The 19438-nt window shown below is 56.5% G+C and carries 15 protein-coding genes and 1 pseudogene; 8 read left to right on the top strand and 8 right to left on the bottom strand.

What is annotated here, in order from left to right; all coding sequences use genetic code 11:
* Position 1: 1 nt before the first annotated feature.
* Both BJF97_RS06305 and hutU read right to left on the bottom strand, forming a co-directional pair.
* Entirely contained in the window at positions 2-1396 is a 1395-nt protein-coding gene (locus tag BJF97_RS06305) for a purine-cytosine permease family protein (protein WP_032693204.1), read from the bottom strand.
* Between the two features lie 52 nt (positions 1397-1448).
* Positions 1449-3126 (bottom strand): annotated as a pseudogene (hutU, locus tag BJF97_RS35020) (urocanate hydratase).
* A gap of 507 nt (positions 3127-3633) precedes the next feature.
* Here hutU and BJF97_RS06295 point away from each other — a divergent pair.
* The 5 genes from BJF97_RS06295 to BJF97_RS06275 are packed head-to-tail and all read left to right on the top strand — an operon-like array spanning position 3634 to position 8504.
* On the top strand, positions 3634-4731 hold the full coding sequence (locus tag BJF97_RS06295) for an ABC transporter ATP-binding protein (protein WP_032693202.1): 1098 nt from the start codon (positions 3634-3636) through the stop codon (positions 4729-4731).
* Complete coding sequence (locus BJF97_RS06290) at positions 4728-5372, top strand: ABC transporter permease (protein WP_004848024.1); 645 nt, start codon at positions 4728-4730, stop codon at positions 5370-5372. The genes BJF97_RS06295 and BJF97_RS06290 overlap by 4 nt, the downstream gene beginning before the upstream one ends.
* Positions 5373-5374: 2 nt before the next feature.
* The gene (locus BJF97_RS06285; RefSeq protein ID WP_014228066.1) at positions 5375-6055 is read left to right on the top strand and encodes an ABC transporter permease; all 681 of its coding nucleotides are present in this window, start codon (positions 5375-5377) and stop codon (positions 6053-6055) included.
* 30 nt (positions 6056-6085) lie between these two features.
* Positions 6086-6961, top strand: a complete 876-nt coding sequence (locus BJF97_RS06280) for an ABC transporter substrate-binding protein (RefSeq protein ID WP_023329014.1) — start codon at positions 6086-6088, stop codon at positions 6959-6961.
* A gap of 10 nt (positions 6962-6971) precedes the next feature.
* Positions 6972-8504 carry an HAL/PAL/TAL family ammonia-lyase gene (locus BJF97_RS06275; RefSeq protein ID WP_014228064.1) on the top strand — a complete coding sequence of 511 codons (1533 nt, stop codon included), beginning with the start codon at positions 6972-6974 and terminating at the stop codon, positions 8502-8504.
* 33 nt (positions 8505-8537) lie between these two features.
* Here BJF97_RS06275 and BJF97_RS06270 read toward each other — a convergent pair whose 3' ends face one another.
* Positions 8538-9095 carry a HutD/Ves family protein gene (locus BJF97_RS06270; protein ID WP_032693201.1) on the bottom strand — a complete coding sequence of 186 codons (558 nt, stop codon included), beginning with the start codon at positions 9093-9095 and terminating at the stop codon, positions 8538-8540.
* Positions 9092-9853: a histidine utilization repressor gene (hutC, locus tag BJF97_RS06265; protein WP_004848014.1), complete on the bottom strand. Its 762-nt coding sequence runs from the start codon at positions 9851-9853 to the stop codon at positions 9092-9094. The genes BJF97_RS06270 and hutC overlap by 4 nt, the downstream gene beginning before the upstream one ends.
* Positions 9854-9955: 102 nt before the next feature.
* Between hutC and BJF97_RS06260 the strand changes: the two genes are divergently transcribed.
* Positions 9956-11323: a formimidoylglutamate deiminase gene (locus tag BJF97_RS06260; protein WP_032693200.1), complete on the top strand. Its 1368-nt coding sequence runs from the start codon at positions 9956-9958 to the stop codon at positions 11321-11323.
* 74 nt (positions 11324-11397) lie between these two features.
* Here the strand turns inward: BJF97_RS06260 and BJF97_RS06255 are convergent, their stop codons facing one another.
* The 4 genes from BJF97_RS06255 to BJF97_RS06240 all read right to left on the bottom strand — a co-directional run bounded on the left by BJF97_RS06255 (position 11398) and on the right by BJF97_RS06240 (position 16007).
* Complete coding sequence (locus tag BJF97_RS06255) at positions 11398-12687, bottom strand: anaerobic C4-dicarboxylate transporter family protein (protein ID WP_032693199.1); 1290 nt, start codon at positions 12685-12687, stop codon at positions 11398-11400.
* 116 nt (positions 12688-12803) lie between these two features.
* Positions 12804-13652 carry a fumarylacetoacetate hydrolase family protein gene (locus tag BJF97_RS06250; protein WP_032693198.1) on the bottom strand — a complete coding sequence of 283 codons (849 nt, stop codon included), beginning with the start codon at positions 13650-13652 and terminating at the stop codon, positions 12804-12806.
* Between the two features lie 142 nt (positions 13653-13794).
* Positions 13795-14724 carry a dihydrodipicolinate synthase family protein gene (locus BJF97_RS06245; RefSeq protein ID WP_004848004.1) on the bottom strand — a complete coding sequence of 310 codons (930 nt, stop codon included), beginning with the start codon at positions 14722-14724 and terminating at the stop codon, positions 13795-13797.
* Positions 14725-14975: 251 nt separating this feature from the next.
* Positions 14976-16007, bottom strand: a complete 1032-nt coding sequence (locus BJF97_RS06240; protein ID WP_004848002.1) for a LacI family DNA-binding transcriptional regulator — start codon at positions 16005-16007, stop codon at positions 14976-14978.
* Positions 16008-16444: 437 nt separating this feature from the next.
* Between BJF97_RS06240 and BJF97_RS06235 the strand changes: the two genes are divergently transcribed.
* Complete coding sequence (locus BJF97_RS06235) at positions 16445-17842, top strand: MFS transporter (protein ID WP_014228060.1); 1398 nt, start codon at positions 16445-16447, stop codon at positions 17840-17842.
* A 122-nt stretch (positions 17843-17964) separates the two neighbouring features.
* A complete protein-coding gene (locus BJF97_RS06230; protein WP_014228059.1) occupies positions 17965-19305 on the top strand; it encodes a carbohydrate porin in 1341 nt (446 codons plus the stop codon).
* Positions 19306-19438: the final 133 nt, after the last annotated feature.

Raw genomic sequence — 19438 nt, 5'->3', positions numbered from 1 at the left:
TTTAACGACTGATGGCGGCGCCAGCCGCCGCTGCGGACTGCGCTTTGCGCAGGACATAGTAGAGCCCCGCCGGTAGCGCCAGCCCAATGAGCCAGGAGATGTCGATACCGCCCAGCATCTTCACGAATGGGCCGGAATAGAATCCACTATCAATAAACGGCGTCTGTACCGCCACTCCAACGAGATAAACCCCGAGCCCCGTCACATTCCACGCCCGATATTTCCCGTTCGGATCGTTCAGCGCCTCCATGTCTATCGCCTGATGGTTGAAGAAATAGTAATCCACCAGGTTAATCGCGCTCCACGGTGTAAAGAAAGTCAACAGGAACAACAGGAAGGATTTAAAAGCCGACAGGAAAGAGTGTTGCCCGATAATCGCGATAGCGGTCGCCAGGGTAATAATCATCGCCAGCACCAGCAGACGTACCGACTGGCTTATGCGCACTCGCTGCTTCCCGCAGCTGTACACCGTCGCCAGGCACATCAGGCTGCCGTAGGCATTCAGGGTATTGATCGTCAGTTTACCAAACGCGATGCTCAGATATAACAGCGTGGCAATCGCGCCGGTGCCGCCCAGGCCGACGATATAGTCCACCTCATGACCGACCAGTTTTCCCTGCGAGAGAGCGGCAGCCAGCACCCCGACGGTCATGGCGATTTGCGCGCCAATCACCGAACCGCTCCCGACGGCGAAAAAGACCTTCCCGGGAGAGGTGCTGCGCGGCAGATAGCGGGAATAATCGGCAACATAGGGGCCAAAAGTGATCTGCCAGGAAGCCGCAAGGCCGGTGGCGGTTAAAAACGTACTCCAGCTAAAGGGTCGGATACTCAGCAGGTCGCCAATAGCCGGAAAGGAACTGATTTTCCACAGCAGGTAGATAAACGCGATAATCCCCACCAGGCTCGCCAGCTTACCCAACAGGTGGATCAATCGATAGCCGACATAGGCGATAACCAGCGTGGCGGCAGCAAAAAGCAGAATGCCGCTGGTTTCCGTAGTATGGAAAACCGCTGAGATCGCCTGGCCGGACAGCACCGCCCCGGTGGCGATAAAGCCAAGGTACATCAGGCAGACCAGCAGAATCGGCAGGCAGGCGCCGTAGACGCCGAACTGTACCCGGCTGCTGATCATCTGTGGTATCCCCAGCTGCGGCCCTTGCGCGGCATGCAATGCCATCACAATCCCGCCGGCAATCTGCCCCAGCATAAGACCGGCCAGCGACCAGAAAACATCCCCGCCGAATACAATCGTTAATGCGCCAGTGACCATGGCGGTAATTTGCAGGTTAGCCCCCAGCCACAGGGTGAACTGGCTAAAAATGCTACCGTGGCGTTCACCGTCAGGGATGGGTTCAATAGAACGTGTTTCGATGTATGTTGTGTTGTTATTCTTCATGGCAGCACTCCGGTGAGGCGAAGGGGATACATTGTCCCCTTCGCCGGAGAAATTAGTCCGCAATCATTGGCAAGTTGAGTCCTTGCTCTCTGGCGCATTCAATCGCGATGTCATAACCCGCATCCGCATGGCGCATCACACCGGTGGCCGGGTCGTTGCTCAGCACCCGGGCGATGCGCTCCGCCGCTTCATCGCTGCCGTCGCATACAATGACGACGCCGGAGTGCTGGGAGAAGCCCATCCCTACGCCGCCGCCATGGTGCAGGGAAACCCAGGTCGCGCCACTGGCGGTATTCAGCAGCGCGTTCAGCAACGGCCAGTCGGAGACCGCGTCGGAGCCGTCCTGCATCGCTTCCGTTTCGCGGTTAGGGCTGGCAACGGAGCCGGAGTCAAGATGATCGCGGCCGATCACGATCGGTGCCGACAGCTCGCCGCTGCGGACCATTTCGTTAAACGCCAGGCCCAGCCGGGCGCGCTGTCCCAGGCCGACCCAGCAGATCCGGGCCGGCAGCCCCTGGAAGCTGATGCGCTCTCTGGCCATATCCAGCCAGTGGTGGAGGTGTTCGTCATCGGGTATCAGCGCTTTAACTTTCGCGTCGGTGCGGTAGATATCCTGCGGATCGCCGGAAAGCGCCGCCCAGCGGAATGGGCCAATCCCCCGGCAGAACAGCGGACGAATATAGGCGGGAACAAAGCCTGGGAAGTCAAAAGCGTTTTCCACCCCCATCTCTTTCGCCATCTGGCGGATGTTGTTGCCGTAATCGAAGGTGGGAATGCCCTGCTGCCTGAAGGCGAGCATGGCTTTAACGTGTTCGGCCATTGAGGCTTTCGCCGCGTGGATCGTCTCCACCGGGTGGGACTGCGCGCGAGCGCGGTAGTCTTCCCAGCTCATGCCCAGCGGCAGATAACCGTTGAGGGGATCGTGTGCGCTGGTCTGGTCGGTCACCATGTCCGGGCGCACGCCGCGTCTTACCAGCTCCGGTAAAATTTCCGCCGCGTTGCCATGCAGCGCGATGGATACCGCTTCTCCTTTTGCGGTATAGCGGGCGATGCGGGCCAGGGCGTCATCCAGATCGCTGGCCTGCTCATCGACATAGCGGGTACGCAGACGGAAGTCGATACGCGACTGCTGGCATTCAATATTCAGCGAACAGGCTCCCGCCAGGGTTGCGGCCAGCGGCTGAGCGCCGCCCATGCCCCCCCAGACCCGCAGTCAGCACCCAGCGTCCGCGCAGGCTACCGTTATAGTGCTGGCGCCCGGCTTCCACAAACGTTTCGTAAGTGCCCTGAACAATGCCCTGGCTGCCGATGTAGATCCATGAGCCGGCCGTCATTTGCCCGTACATCGCCAGACCTTGTGCATCAAGCTCGTTGAAGTGCTCCCAGTTTGCCCAGTGCGGTACGAGGTTGGAGTTGGCGATCAGCACCCGCGGGGCGTTGTCGTGGGTTTTGAAAACCCCCACCGGTTTACCGGACTGGATCAACAGCGTTTCATCATCATTGAGCTGCTTCAGGGTCTCAACGATCTTGTCGTAGCATTCCCAGTTGCGGGCCGCCCGGCCAATACCGCCGTACACCACCAGCTCTTTTGGATTTTCGGCGACATCAGGATCCAGGTTGTTCATCAGCATGCGCAGCGGCGCCTCTGTGAACCAACTTTTTGCGTTCAGCTTAGTGCCTCGCGGGGCTCTGATTTCAACATCGCGAAAACGGGTTGCTTGTTTACTCATGCGCTTTACCTTCTTATCCGTTACCTGCCATATGTTAATTAATTGTTAGTTTTGTTATTTGCATTTTAATTGTATATACATGATAAGCATATTGGATGCCAGGTTAGAAATTAATTTATAAAACCAATAAAATTCAACAAATTAACATAAAAACAGAAGGACATGCTGCGCTATACACTCGTGAACACACCGTGATGATGGGCCATTTTGGTGCAAAAATACAGCTCTCTGCCTTATTTTTGTGCACTAAAACATCACAAAAAGATAACACCAGTGCATTTTCTATCTCGTCATGACTTCTTATCTCGCCATAGACGGCAGTACCAGATAACGCAAACACACTATAAGCGATTGTTTCAAAATAACTAAATAACCATCTTATTGCGTATCCCTCTGGCAGTGGCACAAGTTTTGCTAGTTGTACATACAAGATTATACATAGCAGCATTTTGTCGCGTGACTCCCCTGCATTCGGGAACACCACACACAACAATCAGAGGCGTGAAGATGATTACCTTCCAGAATGTGACTAAGCACTACGACAACGGTTCGGTCGTAGTAGATGGCCTTAGCCTGGTAGCGCCGGGTGGCAAAATTACGGTATTTGTCGGCCCTTCGGGCTGTGGAAAAACCACCTCATTGCGGATGATTAACCGGTTAGTGGAACCGTCATCGGGCCGAATCCTGCTTAACGGCGAAGCCACCGAGCAAATGGATATCGTGCAACTGCGCCGCCGTATTGGCTATGTCATTCAAAATGCAGGTTTATTCCCTCACAAAAACATTATCGACAACATTGCCACCACCGCGATTCTCAACGGCGCCGCCAAAAGTAAAGCCAGAGCCAGAGCCGGGGAATTACTGGAAGTCGTCGGTCTGGATCCGCAAATCGCCAAACGCTTCCCCTGGCAGCTTTCCGGAGGCCAGCAGCAGCGCGTGGGCGTTGCCCGCGCCCTGGCGGCAGACCCGGAGTTTATGTTGATGGACGAACCGTTCAGCGCGGTCGACCCGGTGGTCCGCGAACAGCTGCAGGAAGAGTTTTTGCGTATTCAGAAAGAGGTGAGCAAAACCATCATTATGGTCACTCACGATATTGATGAAGCCATGAAGCTCGGCGACCTGGTCGCGGTACTTAAACCTGGCGGCAAGCTGGCGCAGATGGCCTCCCCAGGAAAACTGCTCAATACGCCGCAAAACGCCTTTGTAGCGGACTTTATCGGCAAAGACAGAGGCTATCGCAAACTGAGTTTCCACGCCGCCAACACAGAAACCGGGTTACGCAACGAGCCCTATGCCGAGCTGGATTGTTCCTTTGAGCAGGCCAGAGAGATGGCCATCGACCGCTGGCTGCTGGTTACCCAAAACGGCAAAGCGTTTGGCTGGTTCGACACCCATCAGCCGGCAACAGCAATTACCCACGACAACATCAATCTGGGGGCGACGTTCCACCAGCAGGGGAGCCCGTTACGCCATTTGCTGGACGCTGCGCTGAGCTCGCCCAACCACCGGGCCGTGATCGTCGATGAACGGCAAATCCCGCAGGGGACCATCCACCTCGATCAAGTACTCGACATGTGTAAATCCACGCGCCAGGAGGGAGCATGAGATTCGATTGGCTATGGGCGCAGAGCGATAAAATCTTCAACCTGTTTCTCTGGCACAGCTATCTCGCAATTGTGCCGGTAGTGATAGGGTTAATTCTGGCGATCCCCGTCGGCTGGGGCATTCACCACCTGCCATCGGTCAAGTCGGCGATCGTTAACCTGTTTGGCCTACTCTATACCATTCCGTCACTGGCGCTGTTTGTGCTGCTGCCCCCGCTGCTCCACACGCAGATTCTGGACCCCATTAATGTTGTGGTCGCACTGACCATCTACAGCTTTGCGCTACTGGTTCGCACCGTCTGCGACGGGCTGGACTCCGTATCGGCCGATACCCGTCAGTCCGCGGCAGCGCTCGGGTATAAACCCGCTCAGCAGTTTTTCCAGATCGACCTGCCGCTGGCCGTGCCGGTGATTGGTTCCGGCCTGCGCGTTGCCGTGGTGTCTAACGTCAGTATCGTTTCCGTCGCGGCATTAATCGGCGCACCGCAGCTCGGCTCGCTGTTTACCCTGGGCTTCCAGCTGCAATTTCTGACGCCCATCATCGCCGGGATCGCGCTCAGCATCATTCTGGCGCTGCTGCTGGATATGCTGGTGGTTTACGCCACTCGTCAACTCAGCCGCTGGCAACCTCAGAGAGGATAATTATGCTTACCTGGTTTATGGATCCCATCCACTGGTTTGGTGAGGGCGGCATTTTCCCCCTTCTGGCGCAGCACATCAGCTATAGCGCTGTCGCTCTGGCGATCGCCTTTATCATCGCGTTTCCCGTCGGCTGCTACACCGGCCATACCGGTAAAGGGGAAGGCCTGCTCATCGGTACCACCAACGCCCTGCGCTCCCTGCCCTCATTTGGGCTGATTATTCTGCTGGTGATTTTACTTTCCGGCGAGTTTGAGTCCGATATGGCCTTTATTCTGCCCTGTATTCTGGTGCTGGTGGCGCTGGCGCTCCCGCCGATTGCGCTGGGTGTGCATGCGGGTATTCGCGCGCTCGATCCCTATGTCCTTGATGCCGCTCGCGGCATGGGGATGACGCGGCTGCAGATCCTGCTACAGGTGGAGTTGCCCTGCGCGCTTCCGCTGATCCTCTCCGGCGTGCGCAGCGCCACGTTGCAGATTATTTCCACCGCCACCATCGCAGCCTATGTCTCGCTGGGGGGATTCGGACGTCTGATTATTGACGGACGCGCGGCGAACGATTTCAGCCAGATGATCGCCGGCGCCATGCTGGTGGCGCTACTGGCTTTACTGATCGACTGCTTGTTCTCTTTCTCGCAAAAAATAGTCGTTTCACCCGGTATTACCCGGCGCATTAAAAACCCATAACCTCATTCCACTGCTCAAAAGGATACCTCAATGAATATGAAAAAACGTATTTTGACGCTGTGTTCAGCGCTGCTGCTGTCGGCGACCTCATCGGCCTGGGCCGCGCCGAAAGTCATTGTCGGTTCTGCAGACTTCCCGGAAAGCCAACTGCTGGGCACCATTTATGCGGGTGCGTTAGAAGCGCAAAACATCCCGGTGGAGAAAAAGCTGAACATCGGCAGCCGCGAAGTGTATATCCCGGCGCTGCTGGACGGCTCCATCACGCTGATCCCGGAATACAGCGGCGCGCTGTTGAGCTATCTGGATGCGAAAAATGCGGCACACGGTAGTGAGGACGTCGCCAGAGAGCTGGCCGCTAAGCTGCCGGAGAAAGTTAAAATGCTGCAGATCTCCCAGGCTCAGGATATCGACGTTCTGGCCGTGACGCAGAAAACCGCCGATAAATATAAACTGAAAACCATCGCCGATTTACAGCCTGTTGCCAGCCAGCTGGTGCTGGGCGGCCCGGCGGAATGGAAAACCCGCCATGAGGGGCTCTCCGGCCTGCGCGACGTGTACGGGCTGAACTTTAAGAGTTTTAAAGTGCTGGATGTCGGCGGGCCGCTGACGCTCAGCGCCATGAAAAATAACCAGGTCCAGGTCGCCGATCTGCTTTCAACCTCGCCAGCAATCAAAAAAGATCGCCTTGTCGTGCTGGAAGACACAAAACATCTGTTCGCGGCGCAAAATATTGTGCCAATCGTCGCCAGTGAAGCGCTGAATGACGCCGTGACCACCACGCTGAATAAAGTATCTGCTCAGCTAACGACTGAAGATCTGATCGACATGAACGAGAAAATTGCCGAATTTGTCAGCATCGACGATATCGCGCATCAGTGGCTGGTAAAACATGGATTTAGCCAATAAGGTCGCAGACATGACAACTCCTCTGAACGGCAGCATTACCCTCGGGCAGGCACCGGGTACTGTGGATGAGATAGTGCGGATTGCCGACGGCGCGCCGATCGCGCTGGAGAAGGCCGCGCTGGATAATATGGCGCGGGTCAGCAGCCGTATTCAGCGCGCCATTGAACAAGGCCAGGTAATCTACGGGCTGACGACCGGCGTCGGCGATCTGGTCACCACCCGGCTGTCCCCGGACAGGATGACGGATACTCAGCTGAATATGCTGCGCAGCCACGCCTGCGGAGTCGGTCCGGACCTGACGGTGCGTGAAGTGCGGGCCATGATGGCGGTGACGTTAAAATCCCTGCTGCAGGGATACAGCGGCGTCACCCCGGCGCTGGCGCAGCGTATCGCCGATATGTTGAACCGTCAGGTCACGCCGTGGTCACCCGCCGGCGGCTCCGTCGGTTATCTGATTGCCACAGCCCATATCGGCCTTGCGGTCTTCGGCGAAGGCAAATGCTGGTATCAGGGAGAACTGCTGCCGGCGCAACAGGCGCTGACGCGGGCGGGTATCCCGCCCTATGTTCCCGGCCCCAGAGAGGGTCACGCGTTGGTCGGCGGCACCTATGAGATCACCGCGCTGGGCTGCCTGGCCGTGGCGGATTTCCAGCGTCTGCTCCCCGTCGCCGATATGGCGGGCGGGATGTGCCTCGAGGCCATGCGGGGCAATACGCGCGGCTACGATGCCCGCCTGCACGCCCTGCGCCCTCATCCCGGACAGCAGGAAACCGCGCAAAACCTGCGCCGCCTGCTGAAAGGCAGCGAGATCCTGGCGCGTTATCGCGACCACCGGGTTCAGGACGCGCTTAGTTTACGCTGTATCCCCCAGATCCACGGCGCGGTGCGCGACCAGCTGGCCCACTGTCGGCAGATTATGACCATCGAACTCAATTCGGTGACCGATAACCCGCTGTTTCTGGTAGAAGAAGACAGGCTTATCGTGATGCCAGGGGGCAACGGTCACGGTGCGCCAACGGCGCTGGCGCTGGATGCGCTGGCCGTTGCCATTGCCCAGTTGAGCACCGCTTCCCAGGCCCGTTGCGACCGAATAACCAATACGCATCTCAGCGGGCTGCCGGCCTTTCTTATCTCGCCGGATTCGGGGTACTCCGGGATGATGATCCCACCCTACGTCGCCGCTGCGCTGGCGGGCGATAACCGCAGTCTGGCCGGCCCGGCCAGTATCCACACGGTATCCACCTGCGCCGGTCAGGAAGATCATGTCAGCATGGGGGTTGCCGCCGCACGTAAAGCGCTTAAGGCGGTAGAAAACGCCGTAGACATCGTCGCCATCGAACTGCTGTGCGCCTGTCAGGCGCTGGAGTTCCATCGCCCGCTGCGTGCCGCCGTGGGCAGCGAGGCGACGCTGGAGAGAGTGCGTCAGGCGGTGCCGTTCCGGGATAAAGATACGCTGCTCTACCCCGATATACATGCGCTACGCGCCCTGATTCATCAGGGCGAACTCAGCGCGATGCTGCAGGCATTGTGCGAAGAGGAGTGACAACAGGCGCCGCAGAAGGAGCCTGCGGCGTGATTAAAGGGGAATCAGCGTGATGCGGGCCAGACGCGCGCCCGGAGAGTCCTGGATAACCAGCGCCACCGCTTCATCCACCAGCAGGCTGTCGTAATGTTCCAGTAAATAGCGTTGGTCGCCGACGCTCACCCGCAACGCGGGCCCGGCATTAAACAATATCCGCAGTCCGCCCTGATGCGACCACGTCCCCGCCCCGCACCAGCTCACCGTAGCCCGCAGAGCGGCTTCCCGGTAAATCACATTAAAATCCAGCAGCGGGCCGCCGACAATCTCACAGGATACGCCGCTCGCGCCGTTAAACCCCAGCGCCTGGAAAGGCGTAATCAATGCGCTGCGCTGCCCATCGATTGTCAGGTACATCCCGCCGCCTTCCAGCACGCTGATATTGCGCAGGTAGCCGGGAAATGCGGAGAACGGACCAGGCTGGCGAATGGTCGCCAGGGAAATACGCCAGTCATATTCCCCCGCTTCCGGATAGCGGGCCACTTCGCGCGTCATGCCCTGGCCGTTTTTCCAGGGCATTTCCGTATACAACCCGGCAGGGAGCAGACGGATCATTTGCGCATGCTCCCTTCCAGGCGGTAACGCGGACCGGGATAGACCAGGCGCACGCTGGTGACGATTTTCTTCTCCTGTCGGCCGGTCCACGTCCGACGATTGACCAGCAGACAAGGCGTATGTTCATCAATTTCCAGGTAAACACACTCGGCCCGCGTGACGTTGACCGCTTCAATAACGTGTTCGCCTTCAACAATCGGGGCAATTGAGGAGAGATAGGCGTTCGGCGTGATACGTGTAAAATCCTGCTGCAGGTAGTCCGGCACAACCTGCATATTCACCAGTCGATCTTCCAGCATAACCGGTACGCCATTTTCATAATGGCAAATCAGCGAATGGTACAGACCGCAACCCTGCTGCATGCCGAAGCTGAATGCCTGCTGGGCATCGGCTTCGATTTCCGTCAGTCTGAAGACTCTGGCGTGGTGGCGATGGCCACGGCTGGCGATTTCGTCAGCGATATTGTTAATGTCCAGCAGCGCCGACTGGCCGCGAATTTCGGCGACAAAAGTACCGACCCCCTGCATCCGCACCAGCAAGCCCTCCGCGGTCAGTTCTCGCAACGCGCGGTTAATCGTCATTCTGCTATAGCCAAACAGCGTGACCAGTTCGCTTTCAGAAGGAACACGGTAATTCGCGGGCCATGCCCCGCTGTGGATCTTGGTTTTGATCATGGCCTTTACCCTTTCATAAAAGGGGGCGGGATGTTCAAGTAACTCATCCATGGAATCCGAATTTGACAGGTCGTTACGCGCCATTAACCATTCCTCATATGCTGACGTTGTCAGTTTACTCTATGACCTGTTAGATGTATATATATGTACATGTATATACATTAGCACTGATAATAAGGTGGTAAAATGGCAGTCTGGTTGGCAGAAAAAGCGCTGTTGCCTGATGGCTGGGCAAATAATGTCGGCATAACCGTGTCCGAAGAAGGCATCATAACCGCGCTGGAAAAGAACGCAGCGCCGAATCCGCAGGCGACGCGCATCAAAGGTGTCGTCGTGCCGGGTATGCCGAACCTGCACTCCCATGCCTTCCAGCGGGCGATGGCCGGGTTAACGGAGGTGGCGGGAAACCCGTCGGATAGCTTCTGGACCTGGCGGGATCTGATGTACAGGCTGGTAGATAAAATTACGCCAGAACAGCTGGAAACCATCGCCAGCTATCTGTACATCGAAATGCTGAAAGCCGGGTACACCTCGGTCGCCGAATTCCACTATCTGCATCACAGCAGCAGCGGCGCGCCTTATGAAGAGCGGACGGAATTAGCGCTGCGTATCGCCAGCGCGGCGAAACATACCGGCATCGGCCTGACGCTGCTGCCCGTCCTGTACAGTTACGCCGGGTTTGGCGCGCAGCCGCCCTCCGTTGGACAGCGCCGCTTTATCAACGATAGCGACAGCTATCTGACAATGTACGAGTCGCTCACATCGCGGCTGGCCGGCGAGCCAATGCAGCGTACCGGTCTGTGCTTCCACTCATTACGGGCCGTTACGCCGGAGCAGATTGGCGCCATTCTGGCCTGCCATCCTGGCCAGCAGCCGATTCATATTCATATTGCTGAACAGCAAAAAGAGGTGGATGACTGCCTGGCCTGGTCCGGCGAGCGCCCGGTGGAGTGGCTGTACAACCATCTCCCCGTGGATTCGCGCTGGTGCCTGATCCACGCCACTCATCTGACGCCTCAGGAAACGATGAAGATCGCCACATCCGGTGCGGTGGCCGGCCTGTGCCTGACCACCGAAGCCAATCTCGGCGATGGCATATTCCCTGGCCCACAATATCTGGAGCATAACGGCGTCTGGGGAATTGGTTCCGACAGCCACATTAGCGTCAGCGTCAGCGAGGATTTACGCTGGTTCGAATACGGGCAGCGCCTGATAGCCCAGCGCCGTAACCGGCTCATCGTCCCAGGCGAGCCTCACGTCGGCAACGTGCTGTATCAAGGGGCGCTACGAGGCGGCGCCAGAGCGCTGGGCCAAAACATTGGCCATCTAAGCGTAGGATATCGGGCCGATCTGGTCGTATTGGATAGCCAGAATCCCTTTATCGCCAGCGCAGAAGACCAGATGCTGCTCAACCGCTGGATCTTCGCCTGCTCGTCTAATCCCATTACCGCGGTGATGACTGGCGGACGCTGGGTGATTGAGGATGGGCATCACCATAAAGAAGAATCTGTCTCTCAGGCATTTATTCAGGTGATGAAAGATCTTGCAGCCTGATATCGAAAAAAGCGGTTCACCGACGGTGAACCGCTTTGTTTTCGGAGGTATTCAAAGTAAAAGCCTCAGGCGATTCACTGAATCCAATAAGCCAGCCCCGCGGCGAAGAGCATTGAAAGCAGGACCGATGCCAAGCCAGGCAGCAGAAAAGGGTGATCGATAATATGTCGGCCCAGTCTGGTGGAGCCGGTATCATCCAGCTCTACCGCCGCCAGCAGCGTCGGATAGTTTGGCAGAATAAAAAGAGAAGCCGTTGCCGGGAAGCAGGCAACCAAAATAGCCGGGGCAACGCCCATACTCAGCGCGGCGGGGAATAAAATTTTTGTGGAAGCCGCCTGAGAATACAAGAAGCATGAGGCCGCCATAATAATAATGGCCAGCATCATGGGCGAATCCAGCAAGTGTGACGAGACCGCGCTTTGCAACCACTGTTGATTACTGTCCATAAAGGTTGAACCCAGCCAGGCGACGCCGAGAATACAGATGCAGGAGGTCATCCCGGTTTTAAACACCGAGCCGGACGGGACCTTGTGTACGTTAACCCGGCAGCACACCACAATCAGCAGCGCAACGCCCATCATCACTCCTACCCGCGCCTGTCCGCTGCTCATGACCGGATGGGCAATCAGCCCGAGTTTCGGACTGGTGACAATCGCATAAACCAGCACCACAACCAACCCGACGATAAAAATCAGCACCGAACGACCGGCGCAGGGCGGGATCGCCCGCGCAGTCCTTACCTGCACCTGAACCGGATTGTCATTGAGCCGATCCTGCTGGCGGATCCTGTCCCAGCACAGGTAAAAAACGGAGGTGACCAGCAGCGCCAGAAAGGTGGACGGGATTGATACCGCGATAAGCTCAATATAGCCCCAGCCAGAATGGCCCTTTTCCAGAATCCCCGAGAAGAAAATCACCGCCGCAGAAATGGGCGACGCCACAATGCCCAGCAAAGAGGCGCCGACCGAAAGAGCAAGCGCCCGGGTGGGCTTTATATTGTTCTCTTTCGCCACGCCGACAATCACCGGCATACAGGCAAAAGAGACCTGCCCGGTGCTGGCCATCATGGTTAATAGCCAGGTGGAAAGCGGCGCGGTGATGACTAACAATCGCGGATAGCGGCGCAGCAGGCGCTCGGTGAGGTCAACAAGGTATTCAATACCGCCGGCCTCCTGCATGGCGGCAATCGCCACGATCACCACCATGATAAATACGATAACCAGCATCGGCATATCACCCGGCGTGGCGCCGAGCGCGCTGAGGACAATCACGCCGGCGCCGCCGGCAAACCCCACGCCGATCCCCCCGACCCGCATGCCGATGTACAGAAACAGCAGCACCACCAGAAACTGAACCAATATCATACATTGCCTCCACGGCTCCCTGTCCGGCATTAACCCTTTACATGATTAAATGGCCTGCAAGTCCTGGCCGCCGGGCAAACGCGCTCTCACCCTGTTTTTGGATACAAAACGATAACTTATCGCGCTACCGCGGCATCGCTGCGTACGGTATTCATCAGGCATCCGATCTGCTCAATCTCGACTTCCACCCTGTCCCCGGGCTGCATAAAGAGCGGCGGGGTACGTTTTTTTCCGATGCCTCCGGGCGTGCCGGTCAGAATGACATCCCCCGGCGAGAGCGCGCTGAAGGTGCTGATATACGCAATGAGTTCGGCAATTGAATACAACATGCTGCCCGTATTATCCTGCTGCACCGTCTGGCCATTCAGTCGGGTGGTAATATTCAGATTTTGCGGGTCGGGGATAGCGTCCGCGGTCACCAGCCAGGGGCCGAAGCCGCCCGTCGCTGGCCAGTTTTTGCCGCCGGTAAAGCAGGCATGCTGCCAGTCGCGCACGGAGCCATCCATATAGCAGCTGTAGCCGGCAACATAATGCAGCGCCTCCTGCTCTGGTATATTGCGTCCTCCACGGCCCATCACCAGCGCCATTTCGCCTTCATAGTCAAACTCATTGCTGCGTTCCGGCTTGAGGAGCGGTGCCAGATGCCCGGTCTGTGAATCCGCAAAGCGAATGAATAGCACTGGGTTAGAGGGCTTCTCGTTACCGGCAGCATTTTTATCGCGATAATTCACGCCAGCGCAGATAATTTTTTTCGGTTCAGTAATGACCGGCAGGAAAGCGATCTCGTCGAAAGAATAGTTCGCCTGTTTCGCAGACGGCGGCAGAGTATCAACAAGATGAAGATGCGGTATAAATTCCAGCAGGCTGCCATATTGAGGAAACCGCGCCTGCAGATCGATGACGCCGTCAGCGGTCGCCAGGCCATATTTGTTTTTATCATTAACGCGAAAGCTTAATAGTTTCATAAATCACCCAGCAATATACAGAGGTGAAAGCCCCGACGTTATGATGAAGAGCAGCAAAAAATACCGGGGCGAAGTAACCGATGATCCGCAATACAGTAAGCGATATTTCTGCATTGCGGATTAACAACAGACGCAGAATAAATTAACCGACGCGGCCCAGCTCAGCGGCGCGCATGGCGTCATGGATCTCTTTTTCAGCGCCATTTTCGAGCGGCAGCAGCGGAGAGCGAACGGTGGCATGTTCAAGGATCCCGCGCGCAACCAGAGCATGTTTAAGGGCCACGGTCCCTTCCATGTGCGAACCGCGGTGGTAGACGCTTTTGGTCACCGGCAGCAGTCGGTCGTGCAGCTCACGCGCTTTAACGTAATCGCCCGCTTTACCCGCCTTAATCATTTCAATTAACGGCTCAGGCGCGATATTGCCGTAGCCGACCAGGAAGCCATCCACATCAAAGGCGGTATGCAGCAGATATTCATCGTGGCAGCTTAAGATTTGCAGATCCGGACGCTCGCGGCGAATAACCGGAATTTCGGTATCCCAGCGGCGCATATTACGTACGCCATTCTTCATGGCAAATACGCCCGGCTGCGCGGAGATATCCAGCAGCGTTTTCAGGTTGTAGGTGGCTTTAGTGACATCCGGATACTGGAAAAGAATCAGCGGCAGGCCGCTTTCTTCGTACACCACGCGGTAGCGATCCTGAGGCGCGCCATCCTGATAGCCAAAGCGCAGCCAGCCGTGGGAAGGATAGAGCAAACCGGCGGATGCGCCGGCGGCAACGGCGCGCTTCGCCTCCAGCGCAGCCACTTCCGTCCCTTCCCCGGTGATGCCGGCAATGATCGGAAGCTTATCATCCACGGACTTCACAAACGCGCGGATCACATTCGCCTGCTCTTCCTGGGTCAGAAAAGTCCCCTCCCCTGCGTGTCCCAGCACCACCAGACCTTTCACCCCGTCGATGCTGCCCAGCCAGCTGCCGAGGCGCTGAATGGCATCATAGTCTACGCGTCCATCGCGAGTGAAGGGTGTAACCGGAGCCGGAGTCAAACCTCTCAGATCGATGTTAATCATAAATATCCCCTTGATGAGTAAGCATTTGTTTACGGTTAAGCGATTCTTTGAAACGGAAGTGAAATCGTTTCCGCAATCGTTTTCACGACGTTGACATTGAACCTCAAAAATAAAACCGTCAACGCCATGTTGGTTAAAAATGCAACGCGGATCATAAACTAAACCGCGATCTGCATCCAGGATGAGATCCGTTATACAAAATTCAACCCTCCCCGCTTTCTCCTGGAAAATCGGGGAGGATCGCAGGGGGATTATTTACGTGGAGACGCGGTAGACTTACGGGGAATAAGGGAAGGCGTGGTAATCCGCATGTTATTATTTATCTCTGGATTCAATAACATATCAACCGCATTGCTGGCGATATGCTCCAGCGGCGTTCTGACCGAGGTCAGCGCCACGGGCAGTCTGCTCACCAGGGGAATATCATTGTAGCCGACCAGGGAGAGATCTTCGCCAATCACCAGCCCCTGCTGGTGCGCGGCCGCGAGGACGCCGATCGCCAGTTCGTCATTGACGGCAAATAGCGCGCTCGGGCGATGAGGCTGGCTGAGAATTTTCATTCCCTGCTGCTCCCCCGAGGCGATATTAAAATCTGAATGACAGCACCATTCCGCTTCGATCCTGAGCCCGGCTTCCTGCATTGCCCGCTCAAAGCCCTTACGCCGGTTGCGCGCGTTGGAGGCAAAATCAGGGCCGCCAATCAGGCCAATATCGCGGTGGCCTAAATCAATCAGGTGTCGGGTAGCCAGATAGCCGCCAAGCTCATCGTCCCCGACCGATGAGGGGCTAAAACCGTCGGTACGCAGCGCCAGAACGTGGGGCACATCCCGTTCACGCAGGGTTTGCGGCAAAGGATCGTCCAGCCGGCAGGTGGACATGATCAACCCATCCACGCGGCGATCCAGCAGCGATTCCACGGCGTTTTTCTCCTGATCCTTGCTATCACCGCAGGTCGCAACGATCGCGAAATAGCCTCGCCTGGCCGCCGCCCTGGCTATCTCTTCGAAAAGCATCGCCGTAACGGCATCGGTCAGCCTCGGCACCAGGACGCCAAGCGTTCCGGTATCGCCCCGGCGCAGGCTGGAAGCAACATAGTCCCGACGGTAGCCCAGTTCACGGGCCACCTGGCGAATTTTCTCTGCCGAGGCGCTGCGCGAGGTGGGTAACCGTTCATCGAGTACGCGCGAAACGGTCGAGACGCTCACGCCCGCAGCGCGAGCAACATCCCGCATTGTCGCCAGCTTTTTTTCCGGCAAATCGTTCAGTTCACTTTCTTGATCCATCTGCTGCTCCAACTCATCAATGCGGGTAAAAATCCGTGTTGCCCGTTCAACGGATACCATCGTGCAAACCGTGGGGTTAAAGGATCTTACGTCAAACCTCGCCCGGACAAAAGGAATGGTGCTTCACTTTGCCGGGTTCATTCGGCTGGTCGTTAATTCACATTTCTTATCCATTTTGCTTTGCATTCGCCGCTTCGCCTTTTTGCGCGTGAGTTTTTTCAGATTGTGAACTGCTCGACATTTATACAACAGGCGTAATTGACTTAGTGGCGAATCCAGCAAAGGATTAGCTGCAAGTGAAATCGATTGCAGTAACGTTATCATAAACACATCAGGACAGCATTATATGCAGCACGTCGATGAATAAGGGTTCGTTGCCCTGTGGTTATTCAGAACCTTACGTGTATGCCCCAGACAACGTTTAACAGGGTAATACTATGTCAACTCAGGCCATTGCTTCAGATTACGCCGTTGCCAGCGGAACGGCGTCCACGCCAGACGCGCTGCTGGCAAGGCTGGAACGCCTCCCCATCACCCGACGGCTGAAAGCGATCCGCGTTATCGTCGGCTTATCGACGTTTTTCGATGCCTATACCATTATTGCTATCGCTTTTGCGCTCCCCCAGCTTACCCAGGAGTGGGGTCTCACGCCGACGTTTGTCGGTCTTATTATTGCGGCCAGCTACGTGGGCCAGCTGTGCGGCGCCCTGTTTTTCGGCTCGCTGGCGGAAAAAATAGGCCGCATCGGCGTATTGCGTATCACCATCATCATGTTCGTACTCATGGATGCGGCCTGCCTTTTTGCCTGGAACGGCTGGTCAATTCTTGTTATTCGCTTTTTACAGGGGGTGGGTATCGGTGCGGAAGTCCCCGTTGCCAGCGCCTATATCAATGAATTTGTCGGTGCCAAAAAGCGCGGGCGTTTCTTTTTGTTGTATGAAGTGATTTTCCCTATCGGTATGATGTTTGCCGGATTGGTGGGGTATTTTCTGGTGCCCATCTATGGCTGGAAGGTCATGTTTTTAATTGGCTTAGTCCCCTCCGCGCTGACCGTTCCCCTGCGCTGGCTCATGCCGGAATCACCGCGCTGGTTGACCGCAAAAGGGAGGCTGAAGGAAGCGGACAGCATCGTATCGACGCTGGAATCAGAGGTCATCAGGCGCGGGATGACGTTGCCCGAACCGGAAATAAAAGCCCCCGCGGTGCAAAAAGCGGCTCCGGAAGGGGTTAAAGCCCTCTTTGGCGGTATCTATAAATCCCGCACCTTTATGCTCTGGGGACTGTGGCTGACGGTTTATAGCGTCAACAACGGAATGATCACCTGGTTTCCAACCCTCTACAAAACCTGGTTTAACCTCTCCCTCGATACCAGTCTGGCCTACGGCTGGATCACCTCTTCCTGTGGCGTCGTGGCTTCAGTGATCTGCGCCTTGATGATCGACCGCGTCGGGCGCAAACGCTGGTACACATGGGCCTTTTTACTGGCTATCGTTCCGCTGATTACGCTCTCCGTTCTGGGCGCGAAATCCGCCGTTGAAATTCTGATTCTGGGCAGCCTGACCTACGCCATTCTGCAGACCATCGCTTTCTCGCTTTATCTGTACGCGGCAGAGCTTTATCCCACCCGACTGCGCGCTATCGGCACCGCGTATTCCAGCGCATGGCTCCGGGCGGGGTCGTCCATCGGCCCACTGATGGTCGGTTTTATCGTCAGCGGCTTCGGGATCCGCTTTGTGTTTATTACTTTCGCGGTCATTGCGCTGATTGGCGGCTTAATTACCTGGCTTTTTGCCATTGAAACCAAAGGAAAATCGTTAGAAGAGCTGTCGCCATAGACGGCCTGTGGCTCCGGGAAGCGCGGGGCCACCTCTGACGGGAGGTCGGCGCAGTCGGCTGATTCAGCTGCGCCTTACCGGGAATTATTCATAGACCTGGATCATTAACAGGCGGTAAAAACATGAACAAACTCATCCACAGCGGCACGATGCTGCTGGCTTTACTACACCCTTTACAGACGCTGGCCAACGAGACGCTTTTTTCTCCCACCGCAAAAAACATGACCGGAGAATGGGGAGGCGTGCGTACGGATCTGCGCCGTCATGGTTATGATTTTACGCTGGAATATAGCGCAATGACGGCCACGAATATCTCCGGCGGTTACGATCGCGATAAAACTCTGCGCTACAGCGACCAGTATATTCTCGGCGTAAATATGGATCTGGAAAAGATTTTAGGTATTCACGACGGTGAATTTAAAGCGTCGGTGAATAATCGTAACGGGCGAGATCTGACTCAGGATCGCCTTCAGGATCCGCGCGCGCCGGTAATAGGCTCCGGTGTTCAGAGCAACTACGGTCGGGGGCAAACATGGCACGCGACGCAGTTTTGGTTCAAAAAAACCGGGTGGGATAAAAAGCTGGATCTCAAGGTGGGCCTGATGCCGCCGGGAGAGGATTTTGATAACAACGGCTGCTTTTTTCAAAACCTGTCGCTGTGCGGCTCTTTAGCCGGCCACGGTAGCGGCGTCTGGTATAACACCCCCATAGGCCAGTGGGGCGGCCGTATTAAATACAGCCCCGCCCCAGCCCTTTACGTCCAGGCCGGCGCGTTTCAGTACAATCCTGCCTACGCCACCCGCCACGGAAGCTTCCAGCTGGATGGTACCGGGCATCTGGGGTACATGTACCTTTTTGAACTGGGATATAGACCTACTCTCGGCGCGGCAAAACTCCCCGGCATCTGGAAACTCGGGGGATGGTATAACACGGCGGACGCCAATGATGTGCTGGATGATGACAATGGCGATCCCTATGTGCTCACGCACCAGGCCGCCCGGCGACACGACGGCCGCTACGGAGGTTATCTCTATGTCGTCCAGCAGCTGACCTACTCGAGCAGCCAGCGCCAACGTGGCCTTAGCCTTTTCGGGCATCTGGCAATGAATGATAAAGATACGGCGACAATGGACTATCAGATTCAGGCCGGCGCCATTTATCAAGGCCCTTTCGCCAGCCGTCCGCAGGACTTTATCAGCTTCGGCGTCAGTAAAATGCACGCCAACGACAGAGTCGCCCGTCGGGCGCAGCTCCTGAACCAGATGCGGGGGATCGATGATTATGATAACCCTCTGTATGTTCCGGTTCGCAGAGCCGAGTATGCCGCAGAGCTGCATTATAGCTTTCGCGCGACGCCATGGCTGACCGTGCGCCCTAACCTGCAGCTGCTCGTTCATCCGGGAGGAAGCGAAGAGATTAAAAACGCCTGGGTGCTCGGCAATCAGGTGACCGTCAAATTCTGATAAAACGGGCTGCCGCCGTCAGGTCTGCTGTATTCGAGCAGCAACGTGTCTTCAGCGGGGAGACGAATATCTCCCCATTTACTCCCCACGCCACAGGGGATTCAGAGAGAGTACGGACAGAACTGGAGTCAGC

It is taken from the genome of Klebsiella sp. LTGPAF-6F (genome assembly GCF_001753185.1).
In the GTDB taxonomy this organism is placed as follows: domain Bacteria; phylum Pseudomonadota; class Gammaproteobacteria; order Enterobacterales; family Enterobacteriaceae; genus Klebsiella; species Klebsiella michiganensis.
This window is presented reverse-complemented; position numbering and strand designations above follow the sequence as displayed.